This is a genomic window from Tissierella carlieri (genome assembly GCF_018917285.1).
Lineage (GTDB): Bacteria > Bacillota > Clostridia > Tissierellales > Tissierellaceae > Tissierella > Tissierella carlieri.
Genome location: NZ_JAHLOH010000035.1, coordinates 22,433 through 41,903, shown reverse-complemented (window position 1 = coordinate 41,903; position 19,471 = coordinate 22,433). Strand labels below are relative to the sequence as shown.

Annotated in this window: 19 protein-coding genes; 18 read left to right on the top strand and 1 reads right to left on the bottom strand. The window is 31.7% G+C overall.

Annotated elements, in window-relative coordinates; genetic code table 11:
* The first annotated feature begins 58 nt into the window (after window positions 1-58).
* Window positions 59-634 carry a class II aldolase/adducin family protein gene (locus tag KQI38_RS11490; protein WP_216559560.1) on the top strand — a complete coding sequence of 192 codons (576 nt, stop codon included), beginning with the start codon at window positions 59-61 and terminating at the stop codon, window positions 632-634.
* 45 nt (window positions 635-679) lie between these two features.
* On the top strand, window positions 680-1,522 hold the full coding sequence (udp, locus tag KQI38_RS11485) for a uridine phosphorylase (protein WP_216559558.1): 843 nt from the start codon (window positions 680-682) through the stop codon (window positions 1,520-1,522).
* Between the two features lie 165 nt (window positions 1,523-1,687).
* Here udp and KQI38_RS11480 read toward each other — a convergent pair whose 3' ends face one another.
* Window positions 1,688-2,881, bottom strand: a complete 1,194-nt coding sequence (locus KQI38_RS11480) for a saccharopine dehydrogenase family protein (protein WP_216559556.1) — start codon at window positions 2,879-2,881, stop codon at window positions 1,688-1,690.
* 621 nt (window positions 2,882-3,502) lie between these two features.
* Between KQI38_RS11480 and KQI38_RS11475 the strand changes: the two genes are divergently transcribed.
* The 16 genes from KQI38_RS11475 (at window position 3,503) to KQI38_RS11400 (ending at window position 19,464) form a co-directional block, all read left to right on the top strand.
* Window positions 3,503-4,804, top strand: a complete 1,302-nt coding sequence (locus KQI38_RS11475) for a methyl-accepting chemotaxis protein (RefSeq protein ID WP_216559554.1) — start codon at window positions 3,503-3,505, stop codon at window positions 4,802-4,804.
* Between the two features lie 89 nt (window positions 4,805-4,893).
* Window positions 4,894-5,934 (top strand): stalk domain-containing protein, encoded by a 1,041-nt coding sequence (locus tag KQI38_RS11470; RefSeq protein ID WP_216559552.1) that lies wholly within the window; start codon window positions 4,894-4,896, stop codon window positions 5,932-5,934.
* A 179-nt stretch (window positions 5,935-6,113) separates the two neighbouring features.
* Window positions 6,114-7,976 carry a sensor histidine kinase gene (locus tag KQI38_RS11465; RefSeq protein ID WP_216559550.1) on the top strand — a complete coding sequence of 621 codons (1,863 nt, stop codon included), beginning with the start codon at window positions 6,114-6,116 and terminating at the stop codon, window positions 7,974-7,976.
* Between the two features lie 93 nt (window positions 7,977-8,069).
* Complete coding sequence (locus KQI38_RS11460; protein WP_216559548.1) at window positions 8,070-8,429, top strand: iron-sulfur cluster assembly scaffold protein; 360 nt, start codon at window positions 8,070-8,072, stop codon at window positions 8,427-8,429.
* Window positions 8,430-8,564: 135 nt separating this feature from the next.
* Window positions 8,565-9,728 (top strand): double-cubane-cluster-containing anaerobic reductase, encoded by a 1,164-nt coding sequence (locus KQI38_RS11455; RefSeq protein ID WP_216559546.1) that lies wholly within the window; start codon window positions 8,565-8,567, stop codon window positions 9,726-9,728.
* Between the two features lie 15 nt (window positions 9,729-9,743).
* Complete coding sequence (locus KQI38_RS11450) at window positions 9,744-10,499, top strand: acyl-CoA dehydratase activase (protein WP_216559544.1); 756 nt, start codon at window positions 9,744-9,746, stop codon at window positions 10,497-10,499.
* Window positions 10,500-10,686: 187 nt separating this feature from the next.
* Window positions 10,687-11,391, top strand: a complete 705-nt coding sequence (locus KQI38_RS11445; RefSeq protein WP_216559542.1) for an AzlC family ABC transporter permease — start codon at window positions 10,687-10,689, stop codon at window positions 11,389-11,391.
* A 1-nt stretch (window position 11,392) separates the two neighbouring features.
* Entirely contained in the window at window positions 11,393-11,701 is a 309-nt protein-coding gene (locus KQI38_RS11440; RefSeq protein WP_094898896.1) for an AzlD domain-containing protein, read from the top strand.
* A 95-nt stretch (window positions 11,702-11,796) separates the two neighbouring features.
* Complete coding sequence (wrbA, locus tag KQI38_RS11435) at window positions 11,797-12,405, top strand: NAD(P)H:quinone oxidoreductase (RefSeq protein ID WP_216559540.1); 609 nt, start codon at window positions 11,797-11,799, stop codon at window positions 12,403-12,405.
* 287 nt (window positions 12,406-12,692) lie between these two features.
* Entirely contained in the window at window positions 12,693-13,052 is a 360-nt protein-coding gene (locus tag KQI38_RS11430) for a CidA/LrgA family protein (protein ID WP_216559538.1), read from the top strand.
* Entirely contained in the window at window positions 13,052-13,741 is a 690-nt protein-coding gene (locus KQI38_RS11425) for an LrgB family protein (RefSeq protein ID WP_246565799.1), read from the top strand. Before KQI38_RS11430 ends, KQI38_RS11425 begins: the two co-directional genes overlap by 1 nt.
* A 19-nt stretch (window positions 13,742-13,760) precedes the next feature.
* A complete protein-coding gene (locus tag KQI38_RS11420; protein ID WP_216559536.1) occupies window positions 13,761-14,108 on the top strand; it encodes a cupin domain-containing protein in 348 nt (115 codons plus the stop codon).
* A gap of 225 nt (window positions 14,109-14,333) precedes the next feature.
* Window positions 14,334-15,242 (top strand): AEC family transporter, encoded by a 909-nt coding sequence (locus KQI38_RS11415; protein WP_216559534.1) that lies wholly within the window; start codon window positions 14,334-14,336, stop codon window positions 15,240-15,242.
* A gap of 44 nt (window positions 15,243-15,286) precedes the next feature.
* Window positions 15,287-16,903, top strand: a complete 1,617-nt coding sequence (locus KQI38_RS11410; RefSeq protein ID WP_216559532.1) for a PucR family transcriptional regulator — start codon at window positions 15,287-15,289, stop codon at window positions 16,901-16,903.
* Window positions 16,904-17,124: 221 nt separating this feature from the next.
* Window positions 17,125-18,228 (top strand): cyanuric acid amidohydrolase, encoded by a 1,104-nt coding sequence (atzD, locus tag KQI38_RS11405; protein ID WP_216559530.1) that lies wholly within the window; start codon window positions 17,125-17,127, stop codon window positions 18,226-18,228.
* 21 nt (window positions 18,229-18,249) lie between these two features.
* Window positions 18,250-19,464 carry an amidohydrolase family protein gene (locus KQI38_RS11400; protein ID WP_216559528.1) on the top strand — a complete coding sequence of 405 codons (1,215 nt, stop codon included), beginning with the start codon at window positions 18,250-18,252 and terminating at the stop codon, window positions 19,462-19,464.
* Window positions 19,465-19,471 lie beyond the last annotated feature (7 nt).

Genomic DNA, 19,471 nt, shown 5'->3' with positions numbered 1-19,471 from the left:
GCCATCCTTTTATGAGGTTGCAGCCTAGTTTAATAACTAAAAATGAGAGGTGATTTAAATGAGTATTGAACAATTAAAAAAGGATTTAGTAGAAATTAGTAGAAGATGTTATGATAGACATTTAATATGTGCTACAGGTGGAAATATTAGTTGTAGAGTTCCTGGTGAAGATGCTATATTGATAAAAAGTTCAGGTAGTGCATTTAGTGATATGACAGAGGAAGATGTTGTGAAAGTAGACTTAGATGGAAATTTACTAGAAGGAACCAAAACATTATCTAAAGAATGGAAGTTCCATGCAGGAATATATAAAGTTAGGTCAGATGTAAATGTAGTAATTCATGTGCATCCACCTTATGCGACAGCAATAGCAGCAAACCATGAGGAATTACCCTTAATAACAAATCATGCAAAAGGTTATTTAAAGCATGTACCAACCATAGATATAGCATCATCAGGATCTGATAAGTTAGCAAATTACGTTATAGAAGAATATAAAAATCCTGAAATAGTTGCTATTTTAATGAAAGAGCATGGTATTATATCTGTTGGAGAAAACTTCAGCAAAGCTTTCTATTTAGCTGAAATGGTGGAAGATACAGCTAAAATTGCCTTATTTAGTAAATTAGAATAATAATTTATAAATCTTCATTAATAATTAGTAAGGGAGATGTTTTTAATGGAAGACAAAAAAAATTGGGAATCCAAAGCCGATAGACCTGAGTTAGATGGAAACATCCAATACCATATAAGATGTAAACCTGGAGATATAGCAGATATTGTTCTATTACCTGGAGACCCTGATAGGGTTCCCAAGATATCTGAAAAATGGGATGAATTTAAGGAAGTAGGAAGAAATAGAGAACATGTGACTCATACTGGAAAGATAAGAGGAATAGATATTTCAGCTTGTTCCACAGGGGCTGGCGGTGGGTCAACAGCCAGTGCAATGGAAGGGCTTGCAACAATTGGTGCAAAAACATTTATTAGAGTAGGAACTACCTCTGCTATTCAGTCTCATATTCGACCTGGAGATTTAATAATCTCATCAGGTGCAGTTAGATATGATGGAACTAGTGAGAATTATGTAAATCTAAATTATCCTGCAGTGGTAGATTATGAAGTAGTTGCTGCTCTAGTGGAAGCATGTGAAAGACTGGGATACACATATCATGTGGGAATAACCGCCACAGCTGCATCCTTTTTCTGTGGACAAAATAGAGATGGATTTGGTGGATATAGACAAAGCTGGTTTGAAACTAGATATGAAGATTTAAAAGCTGCAAATGTGATAAATTATGAAATGGAAGCAGCTACAGTTCTTACTCTATCAAGTTTATTTAAAATAAAAGCAGGAGCAATATTTACTGTAATTGGAAATAGAGAAACAAATGAATTTGCTTATGATGGCATTGAAAAGAGTATAGCGGCATCAACAGAAGCAGCTATAATACTAGCAGAATGGAATAGATTAAAGATGGAAAAAAATAAGAAAAATTGGTATCCATCATTGGTTAAATAGAGACATTTATTTCGATATTGTATAAATAAAAAAATGTAAATTATATTTTTATAAAAGTAATGCTCTTGTCTGATTTTCACCAGACAAGAGCATTTATTTTGCTTAAATACAATTTGTTTTATACTATTATCTAAACATTCTTTTGGAACTAATGTATCAGTTTTATTAATACTCTTCTCTAACGGTAAGGTCTTCTCTAACAGTAAATCCAAATCCATCTTCACGGATTCTCTTTACTGTTTCTTTTACAAACTTGTCTGCATCTTCAATAGCTTCTTCAGCTACCATAATACCTTTTTTAGATACTTCACCTTTAGCTAACATTTCAGCACCTATGATTAATGGTATTGCTGTAAGTGGAGCCATGTTTCCTGCCACTCTTCCGACATAAGATATGTCTTTACCATCTTTTTTGCCATGTAGTTCTGTAGCTGCACATGCAGTAACTCCCTTTAAAAATTCCTTAAGTTCTTCTTCGCTCATTGCTGGTCGGCGTGCCTTTTGTGCTAATAATACAGCTAGTGCAAAGTCACGAGGTGATACAGGATTGCCATTGATGTCAAGTGGGTAATCAGATGTAAGACCTGATAAGCTCATATCTCTAAAGCCTTCATATGCTGAGAATGGCTCAAGACTGAATCTTATAGATACGTTTTGAATTCCTGGTGAATATCTGGGGAAAGTAAATACTTCAGGATGACCTATTCTAGTAACCTTACGAAGGCCATAGGGTTCACCAAAGTCGAAATCCCATTCTTCACGAAATGAAGGTTCATTGAATTTTTTCCCGTCTTTAATATATGGTGCGTTGTGTATACATTCTAACATATGTCCAAGCACTGCAGGGCCACCTGGTTCTTTCTCATCACATGCAAAATAGAATATAGCTTCATTTAGTGAATCAAAATAACGTTGTTCTGCACTACATGCTAGCACTGATAAAAATCCTGGACTTGCGCCAAGACCCATTATCATGCTAAGCCCTTTTTCCTCAGCTTTCTTAGGTAAGTCTGATTCAAATATCTTATTGAATGCTTCGATATCGTCGCAGAAGTCAACATAGTGCTTGCCAGCTTTTATAGTAGTCTCTATAATCTTATATGCAAGAATATGATAAGGGCCTGTACAATTAGCAACTACGTCACAATCCTTTATAAGTTCATATAATGCTTCTTCGTCAGCAACATCAACTTCTGCAGCTTTAACTATTGGTGAATTAAGTTTTTCCACAATTTTCTTATTTTTTTCAAGGTTACGGGATGAAATAATTACCTCATCGAAAATGCTACCATGATTGATTAAATCCCTAATGCCATAAAGTGCTTGAGAACCTGCTCCACCTAATACGACTAGTTTCATAATAATCCTCCTTAAATAGCTTTGACATATTTTACTAACACCTTATTGTTAATATTGTATCACCAGTAATTGGAAAAGTCTAATAAATTCTATCTATGCCATTTTCAGCACACTAGGTCCTTACTGGCGTACTACTGTTTCGACATCTAAGGGTGGTGTTATCCTATTCCCTAACTAGAGCCTGATGTTTCATAGACCTAATGGCATACTGTATTCCTTCTGATACTTTATTGTCCATTGAGCGGTTCTCTTGGAAAGGTATCTTTCATTTTATGTTACGTCTAATTTAGTACATTGGTCAAAAAATATACAATCAATTATGAATATAGTAAATAAGTCCCGAACTGTAAATTTTAAAATAAATTAGGATAGGGTTTGCTCTATACTGCTGATAATATGTGGGTTTTAGAAAAAGACAATAAAGGTATAGATGGTATCTAAGATTATATTATATGTTTATACATAAATATCGTAAATTGTCAAGTATTGCCAGTAATTGTAATAAAATATATAATAAATTTTATGAGAAATACAATCTTTGTCATATATATAACATACCTAAAGAGGAAAGCAACAAATAAATAGATTAAATTATTAGCTAAATTAAACGGAGGTGTCTAAATGAAAAGTATTAAAGTAAAGCTTATTGTTTATTTTTCCATTCTACTTTTAGTGGCAGCTACTTCCACGGGACTTATAACTATAAGAACAGCGGAAAAAATACTTACAGCAGAACTTGGAGAAGCATCACATATAGTTTCAATCCTGCAAGGAAAAATTATAAAAGATACAATAATTAACGTCATATGTGGCATATTCATCGTATATTTCATAGGAAATGCGATTACAAAACCAATTGTTGCAGGAATAAACCATTTACAGAAAATAGCAAGCTATGATATAAGAGAGAATATACCAGAAAAGTATATAAAAAGAAAAGATGAAATTGGAAGACTTGCTAAAGGATTAGAAGATATTACAAATAATCTTAGAGAAATTATAAATGATATAAATAGATCTGCCGAACAAGTCGCAGCTGCATCGGAGGAAATGATGGCTATTACTCAGCAATCGGCTATTGCTATAGAGGAAGTAGCTAGGACTACAGAGGAAATATCAAATGGTGCTTCTGAACAGGCCCAGCATACAGAAGAAGGTTCGACAAAAGCAATTTCATTAGGAGAAATTATCGAGAAGGATATTGCATATATGAAAGATTTAGTTAATGACTCAAGTAGGATAATAGAAGTTATTGATGAAGGTCTGATAGAGATTGAAAAATTAACTAATATAACAGAGGAAAGTAATAGTGCAACAAAAGAAATTTATACTGCAATATTAAAAACAAATGATAGCTCTAATAAGATTGGGGAAGCAAGTAATATAATTTTATCTATAGCAGAACAAACGAACCTACTAGCTCTAAATGCTGCAATAGAAGCAGCTAGAGCAGGGGAAGCAGGGAAAGGATTTGCAGTTGTAGCAGAAGAAATTAGAAAATTAGCAGAGCAATCTTCAAATTCTACGGATTCCATTAATCAAATAGTTAGTGAATTACAAGGCAATGCAAAAAATGCAGTAACAACAATGGAAAGAATAGAAGATATAATTAAAGAGCAGACGGTAAGTGTTGTTAGTAGCAAAGAGAAATATATGTTAATATCAGAGGCAGTGAAAGATACTGAAAGGACTGTAGATGAACTAAATTCTTCAAGTGTAGATATGGAGAATATGAAGGATGAAATACTTAGCGGATTACAAAATCTTTCAGCAATTGCTGAAGAAAATTCAGCTGCCACAGAGGAAGTAACGGCTTCAATGGAAGAACAAACAGCTTCAATGGGAGAAATATCTAAAGGAAGTGAAGATCTGGCGAATTTAGCACAAGATCTACAACTAATTATTGGAAGATTTAAGATTTAATTAATGTAACCATATTGTAAACCTAATGTAACCATTTCGAACTAAATCCTTGATATACTAAGGACGTAGGAGAAAGGAAGTGGATTGAAATGAAGAAAACTAAAAAATATATAATATTATCATTGGCAACTTGTATTACATTGAGCCCAATTGCAGTTAAAGCTGATAATGGATCTGATGGAAAAGAAATAATTCCCATATCCGCGCCAATTGATAAAGTAGATCAGATTGAAGATGTAGTAATGGCAGATTATATCAAATATGAAGGAAAAATTACTGAAGTAAATAATAATGGAAAATATCTATCTATATTAGTAAAAAATGATGAGAGTGATCCATATAATGGAATGGTATTTCATATAAATGAAGAAGTGATTCTTTTGAATGATAAAACTAAGGATTTTATAACCTCAGATACTCTTAAAAAAGGAATGACTGTTTCTGGATACTATGACAAAAATACTATAATGACAATGAGTTTGCCACCACAATTAACACCAGATGTTATTGTAGTGAAAGAAGCTGAAGAACCAGGAACTATACATGTATCAAAGTTTAACGAGGATTTGATAAGTTCTGATGGAACATTGAAGCTAAATGTAGATGCCGAAACAGTTAGAATAGATAGAAATGGTAACCAATTAGAAAAGGGAGCTATAGGGGGTAAAGATTTAATCGTTTTCTATACCATATCAACAAAAAGTATTCCCGCTCAAACAACACCAGAGAAAATAATTGTAATGGGTGAGGATGAAGAAGTAAAAGTAGAACCAGAGATTACCGTTTTAGATAAATTAATTGTCAATGAGAAGGAAATTACTTTAAATAAGTCGCTATATAAAAATGAAAAAGATGTTATGATGATACCTCTCAGGGATATAGCTGAGGCCCTAGAATATGAGATAAAATGGAACAATGAATCAAAAACAGCAGAATTAACAAAAGGGGCACAATGGACAGCTATAACTATCGGAGAAGACAAGTATAATTTTGCAAAGATGCTAATAAAACTTGGTACAGCACCAGAAGTTAAAGATTCATCTACCTATGTACCTTTTAGTTTTTTAGAAGAAGTATTGAAGGTAAGAGTAGAAATAACAGAAAAGGGAATGATAGAAATAGGTCTGTAAAATAGACCTCCTTTAAGATCAAGAGCGCTCATGAGAAATCATGAGGCTCTTGATTTTATTTTACCCCTGGAACAACACCCGTTGCTAATTATTTCAAGAATTGCTATAATGTTATTAAATTAAAGCAACATAGTAGAGATATATTTATTTTAAAAATATGTTATCTAGGGGGATAGATATTGAAAATAAATCGTATCAAACTAAAAATAATATTACTGATTTTTACCACATTAATACCTTTATCTATACTAAAGATTACAGAAATAAAAAGGGGGGTAGAAGCAAGTATTGAAGCGGAATTAGAAGTATGTCAGGATTATGCAGAAGCAATTAATTTAGCCTTCATGAACTTTATAGAGAGAACATGGTCAAGCCAGTATATACTGGGAAGGTCTCTGATTGCACATCCCGAGAGAGGAAACGAATATATAGAAGATCACCTTAAAAGTATTGCTTCAGATAATCAGCTATTTGAGATACACTATTATTGGTCGACTCCTGAAGGAATTGTGAATATAAGTTCACATGAAACGGATATGGTGATAGATATAAGTGGGAGAAACTCTTATAAAGAGATCATTAGTGGAAAAGAGAAGGTCATAGGAAATTTGGAATATAGTGCTATCAATGGTGAATTGATAATTTCTATTTCTAGGGCTATTAGGGTTGATGGGGAATTAAAAGGGATAGTTATCAATACAATAGAAGCTAAGGATATGAAATATATTTTCCCAATAAATAGAATAGGAGCTGGAAGTACATTTGGATTAGTCGATAGAGATGCAAATATTGTATATCAACTTATAGGTGATAACGTTCAGATTGAAAAAAGAAAGGCAGGCGAAGACTCACCTGCAAGACGAGCATTGAAAGGGGAAATTGTTAAAACCCGTGCTAGGTATTCTGAACAAGATGGAGTAGAAAGAATGGGAGTTGACTATCCTATTAAGGAGATTGGATGGAGTAGCTTTGTAACTACTCCTGTGGAACAAGTATTAGCAAGTGGAAGACAGTTATCCATAAAAAATATAGTAATATTTGTTTTAATTTATATAATATCTTTCATTATAGCTATGATGCTATCTAGTGGTTTTGCTGAATCAATAGATAAGTTAAAATTAGCAGCACAAAAAGTTAAAGCAGGAGATTTAAACGTAAAGACAGGTATTAGTGAAGGGGATGACTTAGGTGATGTTGGACAAGCCTTTGATAGTATGGTGGAGGCCCTTAATATAAAGGCTAAAGAAGAAGAGGAGTATAATAATTTAAAATCTGAATTTTTAACTACAATATCACATGAATTTAAAACACCGCTAAATATTATATTAGGAAGTATACAGTTGTTGGAAAGCTCCGATATAACTAATCACGAAGAATTTTATGGTATTTTTAATAAGTATATTAAGCTGCAAAAGCAAAATAGTTATAGATTGTTAAGATTAATTAATAACTTCATTGATATAAATAAGATTGAGGATAATCATATTAAAATTAAATTGTGTAACAATGATATCGTAAAGGTTGTTGAAGATATAACTATGTCTATTGTAGAATATACAAAGTTAAAGGATATAAGTATTATATTTGATACAGATGTAGAGGAAAAGATAATTGCCTTTGATGCGGATATGATAGAGAGAATCATGTTAAATTTATTATCAAACTCAATTAAGTTTACGGAAAGGGGAGGAGAGATAGAAGTCAATATTTATAATGAAGAGGGAAAAGTTAAAATTTCTGTGAAGGATAATGGCATAGGCATTCCAGAAGACAAATTAGAAATGATTTTTGATAGATTTGGTCAAGTTGAGAATTCTCTTAGAAGAAGGACAGAGGGGTCTGGAATTGGTCTATCTCTAGTTAAATCCTTAGTTGAGTTACATGAAGGAACTATATCAGTGCAGAGCGAATTTGGTAGAGGAACTGAGTTTGTAATAGAATTGCCGGATAAGGTTATTGAAAATGATTTTATAGCCAAAAATGAAGAAAATACATTTAATGCGGAGAGAATACATGTAGAGTTTTCAGATATTTATGTTTAAATTATTATATTAAAATATTATTCTGTGGTAAAATAAAGATGATAACCACTATTATATAAACAGGAAGTGATAAAGTTGTATTCAGAGTACTCAATGAAAGTAATAGAGCACTTTATGAGCCCAAGAAATGTAGGTAGTATGAAAGATCCTGACGGAGAAGGTACTTATGGAGATTTAAAATGTGGTGATTCTTTAACCATTTATATTAAAGTTAAGGATAATATAATAACAGATATTAGCTTTTTAGTATTTGGATGTACGGCATCTATAGCTACAAGTAGTATGATAACAGAAATGGCAAAAGGTAAAACTATAGAAGAGGCTCTAGCCATAACGGAAAAAGAACTTATCGATGCCTTAGATGGACTACCACAAAGCAAGATTCACTGCTCAGTCCTAGGAGTTAAAGGACTTCGAGCGGCGATAAATGATTATTTGAAGACAAATAATTAACGGGTATCCATATTGCTTCTTATTAATATTACCTATACAAGACCATCAACCTATTGATAAAAATAATTGGTAGATGGTTTTTTTACATGATAAACTTTAATATGTATGTAATCTTATAAAAGGAGCGTGTGAAATATGAGACCATCGATAATGGAAGAAGTTGAAGGTTTAAGAGGTGTAAATTCAGTAAAAATCAAAGAAGCCCATGAAACGGGTAAAAAAGTTGTAGGGATGTATTGCGTGTTTTCACCTTCAGAAATAGCATTAGCAGCAGATTCAATACCTGTAACTCTATGTGGTACAACCCAAGCACCTATTGAAGATGCAGAAAAGGAATTACCAAGAAATCTATGTCCATTAATTAAATCTAGCTATGGGTTTGCAATTACAGATAAATGTCCATATTTTTATTTCTCAGATGTACTTTTAGCAGAAACTACATGTGATGGAAAGAAAAAAATGTATGAATTAATGGGAAAAATAAAACCAATGCATATTATGAATCTGCCACAAACTGCAAACGATGAAGATTCACTGGATTTATGGAAAAAAGAAATGGTTAAATTTAAAAATTTCATAGAAGAAAAGCTTGGAGTAGAAATAACAGATGAAAAACTAAAAAATGCTATAAAACTTATGAATAGAGAAAGAGATGCAATGAAAAGGTTACATAAACTAAATGCTCATAAACCAGCACCATTATCAGGAATGGATATGATGTTAGCTCAATGGTTAAAAGGTTTTAATGTAGATAAAGAATCAGGAATTAATTTAATTGAAAGATTAATAGCTGAAATAGAAGATAGAATGGAAAAAGGAATATATGCTTTCGATGAAACAGCACCTAGGATATTACTTACAGGCTGTCCAATAGGAGCTGGCTCAGAAAAGGTACTGAAAGCTTTAGAAGAAGCTGGTGCATCTGTAGTAGCCTTAGAAAATTGTACTGGATATAAGGGATTAGATGTTATGGTAGATGAAAATAAAGATCCTATAACTGCTTTAGCAGAAAAATACCTTTCTACTCCTTGTTCATGTATGACAAATAATAATAGAAGATTAGATTTAATCGGAAGATTAGCTAAGGAATATGATGTAGATGGAGTAGTAGATTTAACTTGGCAAGCATGTCACACATATAATATAGAATCATTTACAGTTAAGAAATTTGTTCAAGAAGAATTAAAACTTCCATTTATTCAGATAGAAACTGACTACTCAGATTCAGATACAGGACAAGTAAAAGTAAGAGTTGAAGCTTTTCTAGAAACAATAGAAAGGCCGGCTACTGCAAAATAGTAAAGGATGATAAGAATGCATTACATTGGTATAGACATAGGTTCTACCGCTGCTAAGGTTTCAGTATTTAATGATGATAAATTAATAGAAAATTTCACTATGCCTACAGGGTGGAGCAGTATAGAAACTTCAAAAACAATTAGAGAAAAGTTAGAGAAAGAAAATATAAAAATAGACGAATCAAAGGTTGTAGCTACTGGTTATGGTAGAATATCCGTACCTTATGCAAATAAAACTATTACAGAAATTACTTGTCATGGTAAAGGAACTCATTATCTATTAGGTAGAGACTCTACAGTAATAGATATAGGTGGACAAGATACGAAGATAATTACTTTAGACAAAGGTAAGGTATCTAATTTTACAATGAATGATAAATGCGCTGCAGGTACTGGTAGGTTTTTAGAACTAATGGCAAATACCTTAGGAGTTAGTATAGATGAACTAGTCCAAATGGCATTATCAGGAGAAGATATAAATATAACTAGTATGTGTACGGTATTTGCGGAATCTGAGGTTATAAGTCTTATAGGATCTGGAACTAAAAGAGAAGGTATAGCCAGAGGTATAGTAAACTCAATTACAGGAAGAGTATATGCTCTTCTACACAAACATGGTGCTACAGATACTATATTTTTAACAGGAGGACTATGTGAAGTAGAACCCTTTGTTGAACTTCTCTCAGAGAAACTGGGAACAAAAGTACAAACAAGTCCATTAGCTAGATATGCAGGCTCCATCGGGGCAGCGTTGCTGGCTAGAGATATGTAGGTAAAAACAAACCGTTTTTATCTGATATAAAAAGTTAGACAAATTTACTATTCAATAGAATAAGTATCAAAAATGGTGCCTGGCACCATTTTTGATACTTATTTCATTTTCCTTGAATTTTTGTGAGAATACTAATATAATATTATTAATTTTCTGTTACAGTAAAGTACAAAAGGGGGAAGGACATATGACTAAAGAAAAGATTGAAATAGATAAAATAAAAGAAGGATTTGTAGCTGTATTACCTATAGTAATAGGATACTTTCCCATAGCTATGGCCTTTGGTCTACTATCAAAGAATACTGATGTGACCTTTAGAGATACAAGCCTTTTATCTATGATGGTATATGCAGGTGCTAGTCAATTTATGGCATTAGATTTTATAAGAGCTGGAGTCTCTATAGGCAGTATAATACTTGCAACATTTTTACTAAATTTAAGACATATGATGATGTCAGCATCATTAGCAGTAGAGTTTCAAGATATGAATAAGAAGTTTCTGCCAATAGTAGCCTTTGGAATTACCGATGAGACATTCTCGGTAATATCTTTCAATAAAGATAAGATTAACCTAGCATTTGTATTAGTCATTAATATATTAGCCTATAGTTCTTGGGCATTAGGTACAATGGCTGGATATTTAGTAGGAGAAATACTTCCTGCTTCTTTACAGTCTAGTTTGAGTATAGGATTATATGCAATGTTTGCAGCATTGCTTTTTCCAGAAATAAAGAAATCAAAGAATATTTTATTTTTATCTATAATATCAGCAGTAGTTTATGTAATATTATTTTATTCTAAGATATTCACTTCAGGTTGGGACATAATTTTTGGAATTATTATATCTTCTTCTATGGGAGTGGTTATCTTTAGGAAAAATGAGGAGGAATAAGATGAAAAGCTATTTGCCACTAATAATAGGTATGACTTTAGTTACATATCTACCGAGGTTAATACCATTAGCATTATTGAACAATCGAAATATAAATAAAAATCTGAAGGAATTCCTCTTATATATACCCTATACCTCTCTAAGCATTTTAATTATAAGAGGAGTATTGACTGCTGCTGATGGGATGAAAATAGCAACTGTCATAGGTATTGGAATTGCAGCTATTATATCATATATAAAAGGAAATTTAGTCTTATCAGTTCTAGCTGGAATATTATTATCATTTCTAACAATAAATACCCTGGTATAGTATGAAAGGTGTTTAGTGTCTTTTCTTTAAGGGTATATTATCAATACTTAAGGATAATATCAAATTGACATATATTTTTGAAAGGAGAAATGGTAATGGAAAAAGTTAAACTAGCAGTAATATACTATAGCTCAACAGGAACAAATTATAAATTAGCGAAAATGGTGGAAGAAGGAGCCTTAGAAGCAGGTGCAGAGGTAAGAGTCCGAAAGGTTCAAGAGTTAGCACCAGACGCTGCTATAGACTCCAATCCAGCATGGAGAGCCAATATAGAGGCAACGAAAGATATACCAGTAGCTACATCAGAGGATTTAGACTGGGCTGATGCTATAATCTTCTCAATGCCAACTAGATTTGGGAATTTACCATCACAAATGAAGCAATTTTTAGATATGCAAGGTGGGATATGGTCACAAGGAAAATTAACGAATAAAGTGGTATCAGCTATGTCATCAGCAGGAAATGCTCATGGAGGCCAAGAGGCCACAGTAAAATCATTATATACATCAATGATGCACTGGGGAGCAATAATAGTACCACCAGGCTATACTGACGACTCAATATATAAAGCAGGGGGTAATCCTTACGGTACCTCCGTTACCCTAGATCAAGATGGAAATATGATTGAAGATGTGAAAGATGCGGTAAAACATCAAGCAAAGAGAACAGTAGAAGTAGCTGGTTGGATTAAAAAAGGGAAGTAATAATCAAATAGAGAACTAGGAGATTATCTCCTAGTTCTCTATTTAATATGAAAGTAAAAGAGTTTGAACCATTAATTTGTTAATTGTTATCAATGGATTAATCTTGTATTTTATCTATGATTGTTAGCATTTTATAGAGAAATTATTGTATAAAAATAGGAAACTTCATATAATCAATATGGGGACAATACTCTACTATAATAATATTATCTATTTATCTCTTAGAAATAAATAGATAAGGAAAGATGAAGTTAAATAGATTTTACTAAAATTAAGGGGTGGTATTAATGAAAATTCTTAAAGAACTAGGTATCATACTTGGAATATTGTTTATAGCACATATTATTCAACAAATAGCAAAAATACCTATTCCGGCCACAGTCTTAGGAATGATAATACTATTAATTTGTCTACTTACTGGAATACTAAAATTAGAAAAAATTGAAACTGTATCTGAATTTTTCCTAGATCATTTAACTTTTCTATTCATTCCAGGAGGTGTTGGATTAATAGCATCTTTGGAACTAATAAAGGAGCAATGGCTACCAATTCTAGTAGTTATAATCTTAACAACAGCATTAACAATAGTTGTTACAGGCCTAACTGTCCAACTATTAACAGGCAGAGGAAAGGAGGAAATTAAATAATGGCTTATTTAGATACACCTATATTTGGATTCGTTATTTCAATCATTGCTTTTCAAATAGGACTTTTTATAAATAAGAAAACTAAGAAGGCAATATTCAATCCTTTAATTATAGCAATAGGATTAATAATAATCTTATTAGCATATTTTGATATTGATTATGAGGTTTATAATAAGGGAGGCAGTATAATTACTTTCTTTCTAGGACCTGCAACGGTGGTTCTAGCAGTGCCATTATATAAACAAATAGAAAGACTAAAGAGTAGTGGAGTTCCAGTATTAGTGGGTATAATAGTAGGATGTACCACATCAATAGTTAGTATATTTTACTTAAGTAAGTTATTTGGATTAACTGGACCTGTATCCATATCACTTATACCAAAGTCTGTAACAGCAGCTATTTCTAGCGAGATATCCGCCCAAATAGGAGGGATACCAGCTTTAACTGTGGCCATGACAATACTTACGGGGATTATAGGAAATGTTATAGGATCATATATCTTTAAAGTATTTAGAATCCATGACGAAATTGCTGTTGGAATAGCAATGGGAACAGCAGCTCATGCTGTAGGAACTGCAAAGGCTATAGAATTAGGAGAAGTACAAGGAGCAATGGGTTCGCTGGGTATAAGCGTTGCAGGCTTGATTACTGTATTTTTAGCACCTTGGTTGTTGCAGATATTAACTTAAAAATAGGGGGTAGTTTTAAATGATGAAAAAATCGGATGAATTAAGAACAGATGCAGTTGTAAATTTAATGCAAGGAGAAGGAGAAATTAAAAGGACACATTTATTAGAAGTGGAAGATTTTTGTGGACATGGTAGATTATTTGCAAAGCATATAATAGAACCTGGAAACTCTATAGGATTTCATAAACATGAAGGAGAGCAAGAGGCTTACTATATACTTAAAGGGCGAGCTCTTTATAGTGATAATGGCAATGAAATATCTATAAAAGAAGGAGATTTCACTCTATGTAGAAGTGGCGAAGGTCATTCAATAAAAAATATAGGAAATGAAGATTTGGAGTTCATAGGCTTAATTATGAAGGCTTAAATAATAGATAGGAGAGGATGGTGATAACCATCTTTTTTCTTTTAAGATAAACTTTGTTGCTTTGGAATTAACCAGAGTAAAGGAAAAGATATCTATTAGTCGAAGTAAATTGAATGAATTTAAAGATATAATGAAGATATAGAGTCGAAAACTAGGCGTTCTCCACCTAGTTTTTTAAATAAAATCAATATATAATAGAAGTAATTGAGATTGAGGGGGAACAATATGCAAACATCTTTTGTAATACAGCAAGTCACAGTATTAGCAATATTAATGGCAGTAGGATATATAGCAACAAAGAAAAATATAATAAATGAAGATATATCCAAGGGTATGACCCAAGTACTTACAGCAATAGCCTTACCAGCACTTATAATTTCGTCCTTTAATATGAGTTATTCAAAGGATACATTAAGAGGAGTATTATTAATATTTGTATATTCCGTAGGAATACATGTTATCACCGTGTTAATATCTAAGATTCTTTTTATAAGATATTCTAAAGAGAAAAAAGCTGTTTTAATATTTGGTACAGCATTTCCTAACTCAGGATTTATGGGACTTCCATTGATATTTGAATTATTTGGACAAGAAGCAGTACTTTACGCTTCTGTATTTATGATACCTTATCATACTATATTGTGGACTTATGGAGAAAGAATACTTTCAAAGGAAAAAACACAATCACCATTTAAAATATTAGCGAAAACTCCAGCATTAATTGCAGTATTTCTAGGTACAATAATGTTTATACTAAAAATAGAGATGCATTATGTAGTTAGTAAGCCTCTTTCAATGTTGTCAGCACTTACCTCACCATTATCAATGTTAATATTGGGTGAAAAAATGACTAAGCTGAAATTAAAGGAAATAATAGGAGATAAGGATATATATTATGCTTGTTTTATTAAATTAATTGTAGCTCCAATTGTGGCATTATTATTACTTAAGTTTATAAATGCACCACAGCTCCTTACAAGTATAGTAGTTACAATGCAATCATTGCCAACAGCAATATTACTTGTAGTTTTGACTCAAAAGCACGATTGCGAAATAGAGTTTGCTTTAAAATTCAATATAATAAGCCATATATTATCTATATTGACTATACCAATAATTTCAGTACTGCTATAAAAAGATCAATAGATGATTATCTAAATTAGAAATGGGTGATTAATATGCTTATAACAGTAAAAGATGTACTAGAATTAGATGGATTTAAACATGCCAGAATAGTTGCTGGTAAAAAGGGATTATCCAATATGGTAAATAATGCAACCTTAATGGAGGTTCCAGATATATTTCCCTATGTAGATACCCATAGCCTGCTGATTACTACTTTATATCCAATATATAACAATGAAACCGCTACCAATGAACTTATTCCGAAATCAGTAGAACTAAATTTAGCTGGCATATGTATAAAACCTATTAGATATATAAAGGAAATACCACCAGCTATGATAAAGAAAGCCGATGATTTGGATTTTCCAATTATAGAGTTGCCTCAAGATGCCAATTTATCTAAGTTGGTAACGGAAATACTTGAATTGTCCCTAAATAAACATATAAATATATTAAATTTTAGAAATCATGTCCATGAAAGCCTAATGAAGCTTTTCCTAAAAGGAGAAGATATAGATTCATTAGTAAATAATTTATCTGAAATAGTAAAGTTTCCAGTTCTTTTATTAGATAATGATTTAAATATTACACATATGTCTAAAGATTTGGATGAACAGGAAGTTTCTATAATATCATTTTCTAATAACCATGGAAATAATAGATTTAAAGTTAAAGTAAAAGATATAGAATATGAGGAAGAATCCTATATAAAACATTATATAAATGCAGGAAAGACTAGATTTGGATACATCGTACTGTTAAAAGGAGAAGTTAATAATCAGAGTTTAATAGTGGCTGTCGAGCAAGCTTCTCTATTGATAGCATCTGTGTTCTATAAAAATTATGCCGTATTAGAGAAGGAGAAAAGCTTTCAAGATGCATTTATTAGAGATATTTTACAGGGAAAGATAGATTCCCCTATAGATACTATCAATAAAGCTAAAACCTTTGGATGGAATATGGAATTTCCAGAGGTAATAATGATTGCAAAATTATTAATGGAAGATGATAAAAAGAAAAAGATATTATATGAATATATTTTAGATTCGAAGTATATAGAAAAGATTCTTGAGGAGAAATTATTAATAAATAGCAATAAAATTAAAACTGTGTATATAGATGATTCGATTGTAATTTTTATTAATGTTATATTTATGAATAATATTAAGGAAAATTGCATAGAAGTGGGAAAGCTAATCGTTGAAAGACTAAGAGATAAGGTTAAGATAGGGATAGGGATATCTAATACGGCAAAGGATATGGACGGTTTTTCCTTAGCCTATAAAGAAGCTCAAAGCAGTGTAATTACAGGTTCTATTTTAAATCAAAATTCCTTTGTCAGTCATTATAATGATTATGAGATGTTTAATATTATAAAAGAAGTAAAGGATATAGAGATTCTAAATAGATATGTAAATAATAAGCTAGGGAAAATAATAGAATACGATAAGGTAAATGATATGAGGTTAATGGAAACTTTAAAGGTTTTAATAGAGGAAAACTTTAATGTTAAGAAGTCAGCAGAGAGTTTGTTTATACACTACAATACTTTAAGATATAGAATAGATAGAATAAAAGAATTAGGAATAAAAATAGATAATGGATTTGAAGTTGGAGAATTAGTATTAGCATATAATATCTATCTATGGCTTGCGTCAAATCAAAGATAATTATATATATATAATAATGGAAAGAGTAATAAAATGGGTACAATTGTCAATAGTTGACAATGGGACCCATTTTTTTTGGCTAGATATAATGATGACTATAAAAAAGGTGTATGATATGCTTTTGTCAAGGGAAAAATTAAAATATTTTTTAATTTCAAATAAATTATTAAATTTCAACAAATGAAGGAAAACTAATCAATATGAATAAGGAGGAGAAAGCAATGATGGATGTAAAAGTGTATAAGATTCCTATGGCAGGACCAGATGATGTAGTTGGTTTGAAAAAATTAATAGAAACGGGTGAGATTATACCTGAAGAGATTGTGGCTGTTTTAGGTAAAACGGAAGGTAATGGTTGTGTAAATGACTTTACCAGAGGATTTTGTACAGCTTCCTTCAGAAGTTTTTTAGCTAGAGAGTTAGGAAAAACTGAAAAAGAAGTAGAAGAAAAGGTTGCTTTTGTAATGTCTGGTGGAACTGAAGGGGTAATGACTCCCCATGCTACTATTTTCACTAAAAAAGAAGTAGAAGAAGTAAAAACAGAAGAAAAATCTTTAGCTGTAAGTGTAAGTTTTACTAGAGACTTTTTACCTGAAGAAATGGGTACTTTAACTATGGTTAAAGAAGTAAAAAGAGTAGTTTTAGAGCTTATGGAATCAGCGGGAATTGAAGAAAAGGAAGATGTTCATTTTGTACAAATAAAATGTCCTTTATTGACTTCAGATAGGATTATAGAAGCAAAATCAAGAGGAAAATCTGTTGTTGTGGAAGACACTTATAAATCAATGGGATATACAAGAGGAGCTTCTGCTTTAGGAGTAGCTGTTGCTTTAGATGAAGTAGAAGAAGTAAAAGTTACAGAAGAGACTATATTAAAAGATTGGTCTTTATATTCAAAGGTGGCTTCAACTTCTGCAGGAGTAGAGTTAATGAACTGTGAAATCATATTGATGGGTAATTCTAAAAAATCCATTAGTAAATATAGGATAGGTCATAGTGTCATGAAGGATGCCATAGATCTAGAAGGGGTTATTGAGGCCATGATTAATAGTGGATTAGACATAGATAAATTACCAACTGAAGAAGATAAGAAAAGAATAGTGAATATACTTGCTAAGGCAGAAGCTTCTCCAGATGGATATGTAAGAAATAGAAGAAACACCATGTTAACAGACTCAGATATAAATCATACTCGCCATGCTAGGGCAGTAGTAAATGGTGTTATAGCTTCAATTGTAGGAGATCCTATGGTTTATGTATCAGGTGGTGCAGAACATCAAGGTCCAGCTGGTGGAGGTCCTGTGGCTGTTATTATTGAAAAATAATATAAGAATTGAGGTGGCTAAATGGATTATATCTTGAAAAATGGATATTTCCCTTTCGTTAATGAAATACAAGATGTCTATATTAAAGATGGATTAGTTGAAAAGGTCGAAAAAGATATTGAATCTATAGACTTAGATACTCAGATTATAGACTTAGAAAATAAGATAGTTATAAATGGATTTGTAGATGGTCATATGCACCTTGATAAAGCTTTAATAGGAGAAAAGGTAATAAATAAAAGTGGTACCTTATATGAAGCAATTGAAATCATGAGTAAATATAAACATAGTATGACAAAAGAAGATGTAAAAGAAAGATCTAGGAAGATCTTAGATCTTTCTTTTAGAAATGGAACTAGATTCCTTAGAACTCATATAGATGTGGATGACAAGATTCAACTAAAATCAGTTGAGGCTTTATTAGAATTAAAAGAAGAATATAAAGAATTAATGGATATTCAAATAGTAGCTTTTCCTCAAGATGGGATAATAAAAAATAGTAGGTCCTATTTTTATCTGGAAGAGGCCTTGAAGATGGGAGCTGATATAGTTGGTGGAATACCTGCAATAGAAGAAGACCCAATAAAGCATATGAATATGATATTTGATTTAGCGATGAAATATGATGTAGATATTGATATGCATATAGACGAAACCGATGATGCTGATTCTTTAATAGTCAATGATTTGGCAAGCTTGACTATAGCTAATGGATATATTGGTAGAGTGACAGCAGGTCATTGCTGTAGTCTATCGGCAAATGAAGAAGAAATTATATTACCTATTGTTGAGTTAGTTAAAAAAGCAAAGATAAATATAATTTCATTACCTTCTACTAACCTATATCTACAAGGAAGAGGAGATAAAATAAATATTAGAAGAGGCATAGCACCAGTTAAATATTTATTAGACCATGATATACCTGTAGCAATTGGTTCTGATAACATTAGAGACCCCTTTAATCCTTTTGGAAATGGAAACTTATTGGAAGAAATATTAATAGCTGCTCATGGATGTCATATGGGTGGAGAAAAAGACCTAAATAAATTATTTGATATGGTGTCTATTATTCCTGGAGAAGTCTTAAAATTTGATTATAATATCAAAGAAGGAAATAAAGCAAACTTCATAGTTATAGATGCCAGAACTAAAGTAGATTCAATAATCAGACAAGCTAATATATATGGATATTTTAAAAATGATATTTTTAAAACTAATGTAATAAATAATCAATAAGGAGGCG

Bases quoted from the DNA above. Each gene is read 5' to 3' on its own strand.
- KQI38_RS11490 (WP_216559560.1), top strand. From the start codon at position 59: ATGAGTATTGAACAATTAAAAAAGGATTTAGTAGAAATTAGTAGAAGA.
- udp (WP_216559558.1), top strand. From the start codon at position 680: ATGGAAGACAAAAAAAATTGGGAATCCAAAGCCGATAGACCTGAGTTA.
- KQI38_RS11480 (WP_216559556.1), bottom strand. From the start codon at position 2,881: ATGAAACTAGTCGTATTAGGTGGAGCAGGTTCTCAAGCACTTTATGGC.
- KQI38_RS11475 (WP_216559554.1), top strand. From the start codon at position 3,503: ATGAAAAGTATTAAAGTAAAGCTTATTGTTTATTTTTCCATTCTACTT.
- KQI38_RS11470 (WP_216559552.1), top strand. From the start codon at position 4,894: ATGAAGAAAACTAAAAAATATATAATATTATCATTGGCAACTTGTATT.
- KQI38_RS11460 (WP_216559548.1), top strand. From the start codon at position 8,070: ATGAAAGTAATAGAGCACTTTATGAGCCCAAGAAATGTAGGTAGTATG.
- KQI38_RS11455 (WP_216559546.1), top strand. From the start codon at position 8,565: ATGAGACCATCGATAATGGAAGAAGTTGAAGGTTTAAGAGGTGTAAAT.
- KQI38_RS11450 (WP_216559544.1), top strand. From the start codon at position 9,744: ATGCATTACATTGGTATAGACATAGGTTCTACCGCTGCTAAGGTTTCA.
- KQI38_RS11445 (WP_216559542.1), top strand. From the start codon at position 10,687: ATGACTAAAGAAAAGATTGAAATAGATAAAATAAAAGAAGGATTTGTA.
- KQI38_RS11440 (WP_094898896.1), top strand. From the start codon at position 11,393: ATGAAAAGCTATTTGCCACTAATAATAGGTATGACTTTAGTTACATAT.
- wrbA (WP_216559540.1), top strand. From the start codon at position 11,797: ATGGAAAAAGTTAAACTAGCAGTAATATACTATAGCTCAACAGGAACA.
- KQI38_RS11430 (WP_216559538.1), top strand. From the start codon at position 12,693: ATGAAAATTCTTAAAGAACTAGGTATCATACTTGGAATATTGTTTATA.
- KQI38_RS11425 (WP_246565799.1), top strand. From the start codon at position 13,052: ATGGCTTATTTAGATACACCTATATTTGGATTCGTTATTTCAATCATT.
- KQI38_RS11420 (WP_216559536.1), top strand. From the start codon at position 13,761: ATGATGAAAAAATCGGATGAATTAAGAACAGATGCAGTTGTAAATTTA.
- KQI38_RS11415 (WP_216559534.1), top strand. From the start codon at position 14,334: ATGCAAACATCTTTTGTAATACAGCAAGTCACAGTATTAGCAATATTA.
- KQI38_RS11410 (WP_216559532.1), top strand. From the start codon at position 15,287: ATGCTTATAACAGTAAAAGATGTACTAGAATTAGATGGATTTAAACAT.
- atzD (WP_216559530.1), top strand. From the start codon at position 17,125: ATGATGGATGTAAAAGTGTATAAGATTCCTATGGCAGGACCAGATGAT.
- KQI38_RS11400 (WP_216559528.1), top strand. From the start codon at position 18,250: ATGGATTATATCTTGAAAAATGGATATTTCCCTTTCGTTAATGAAATA.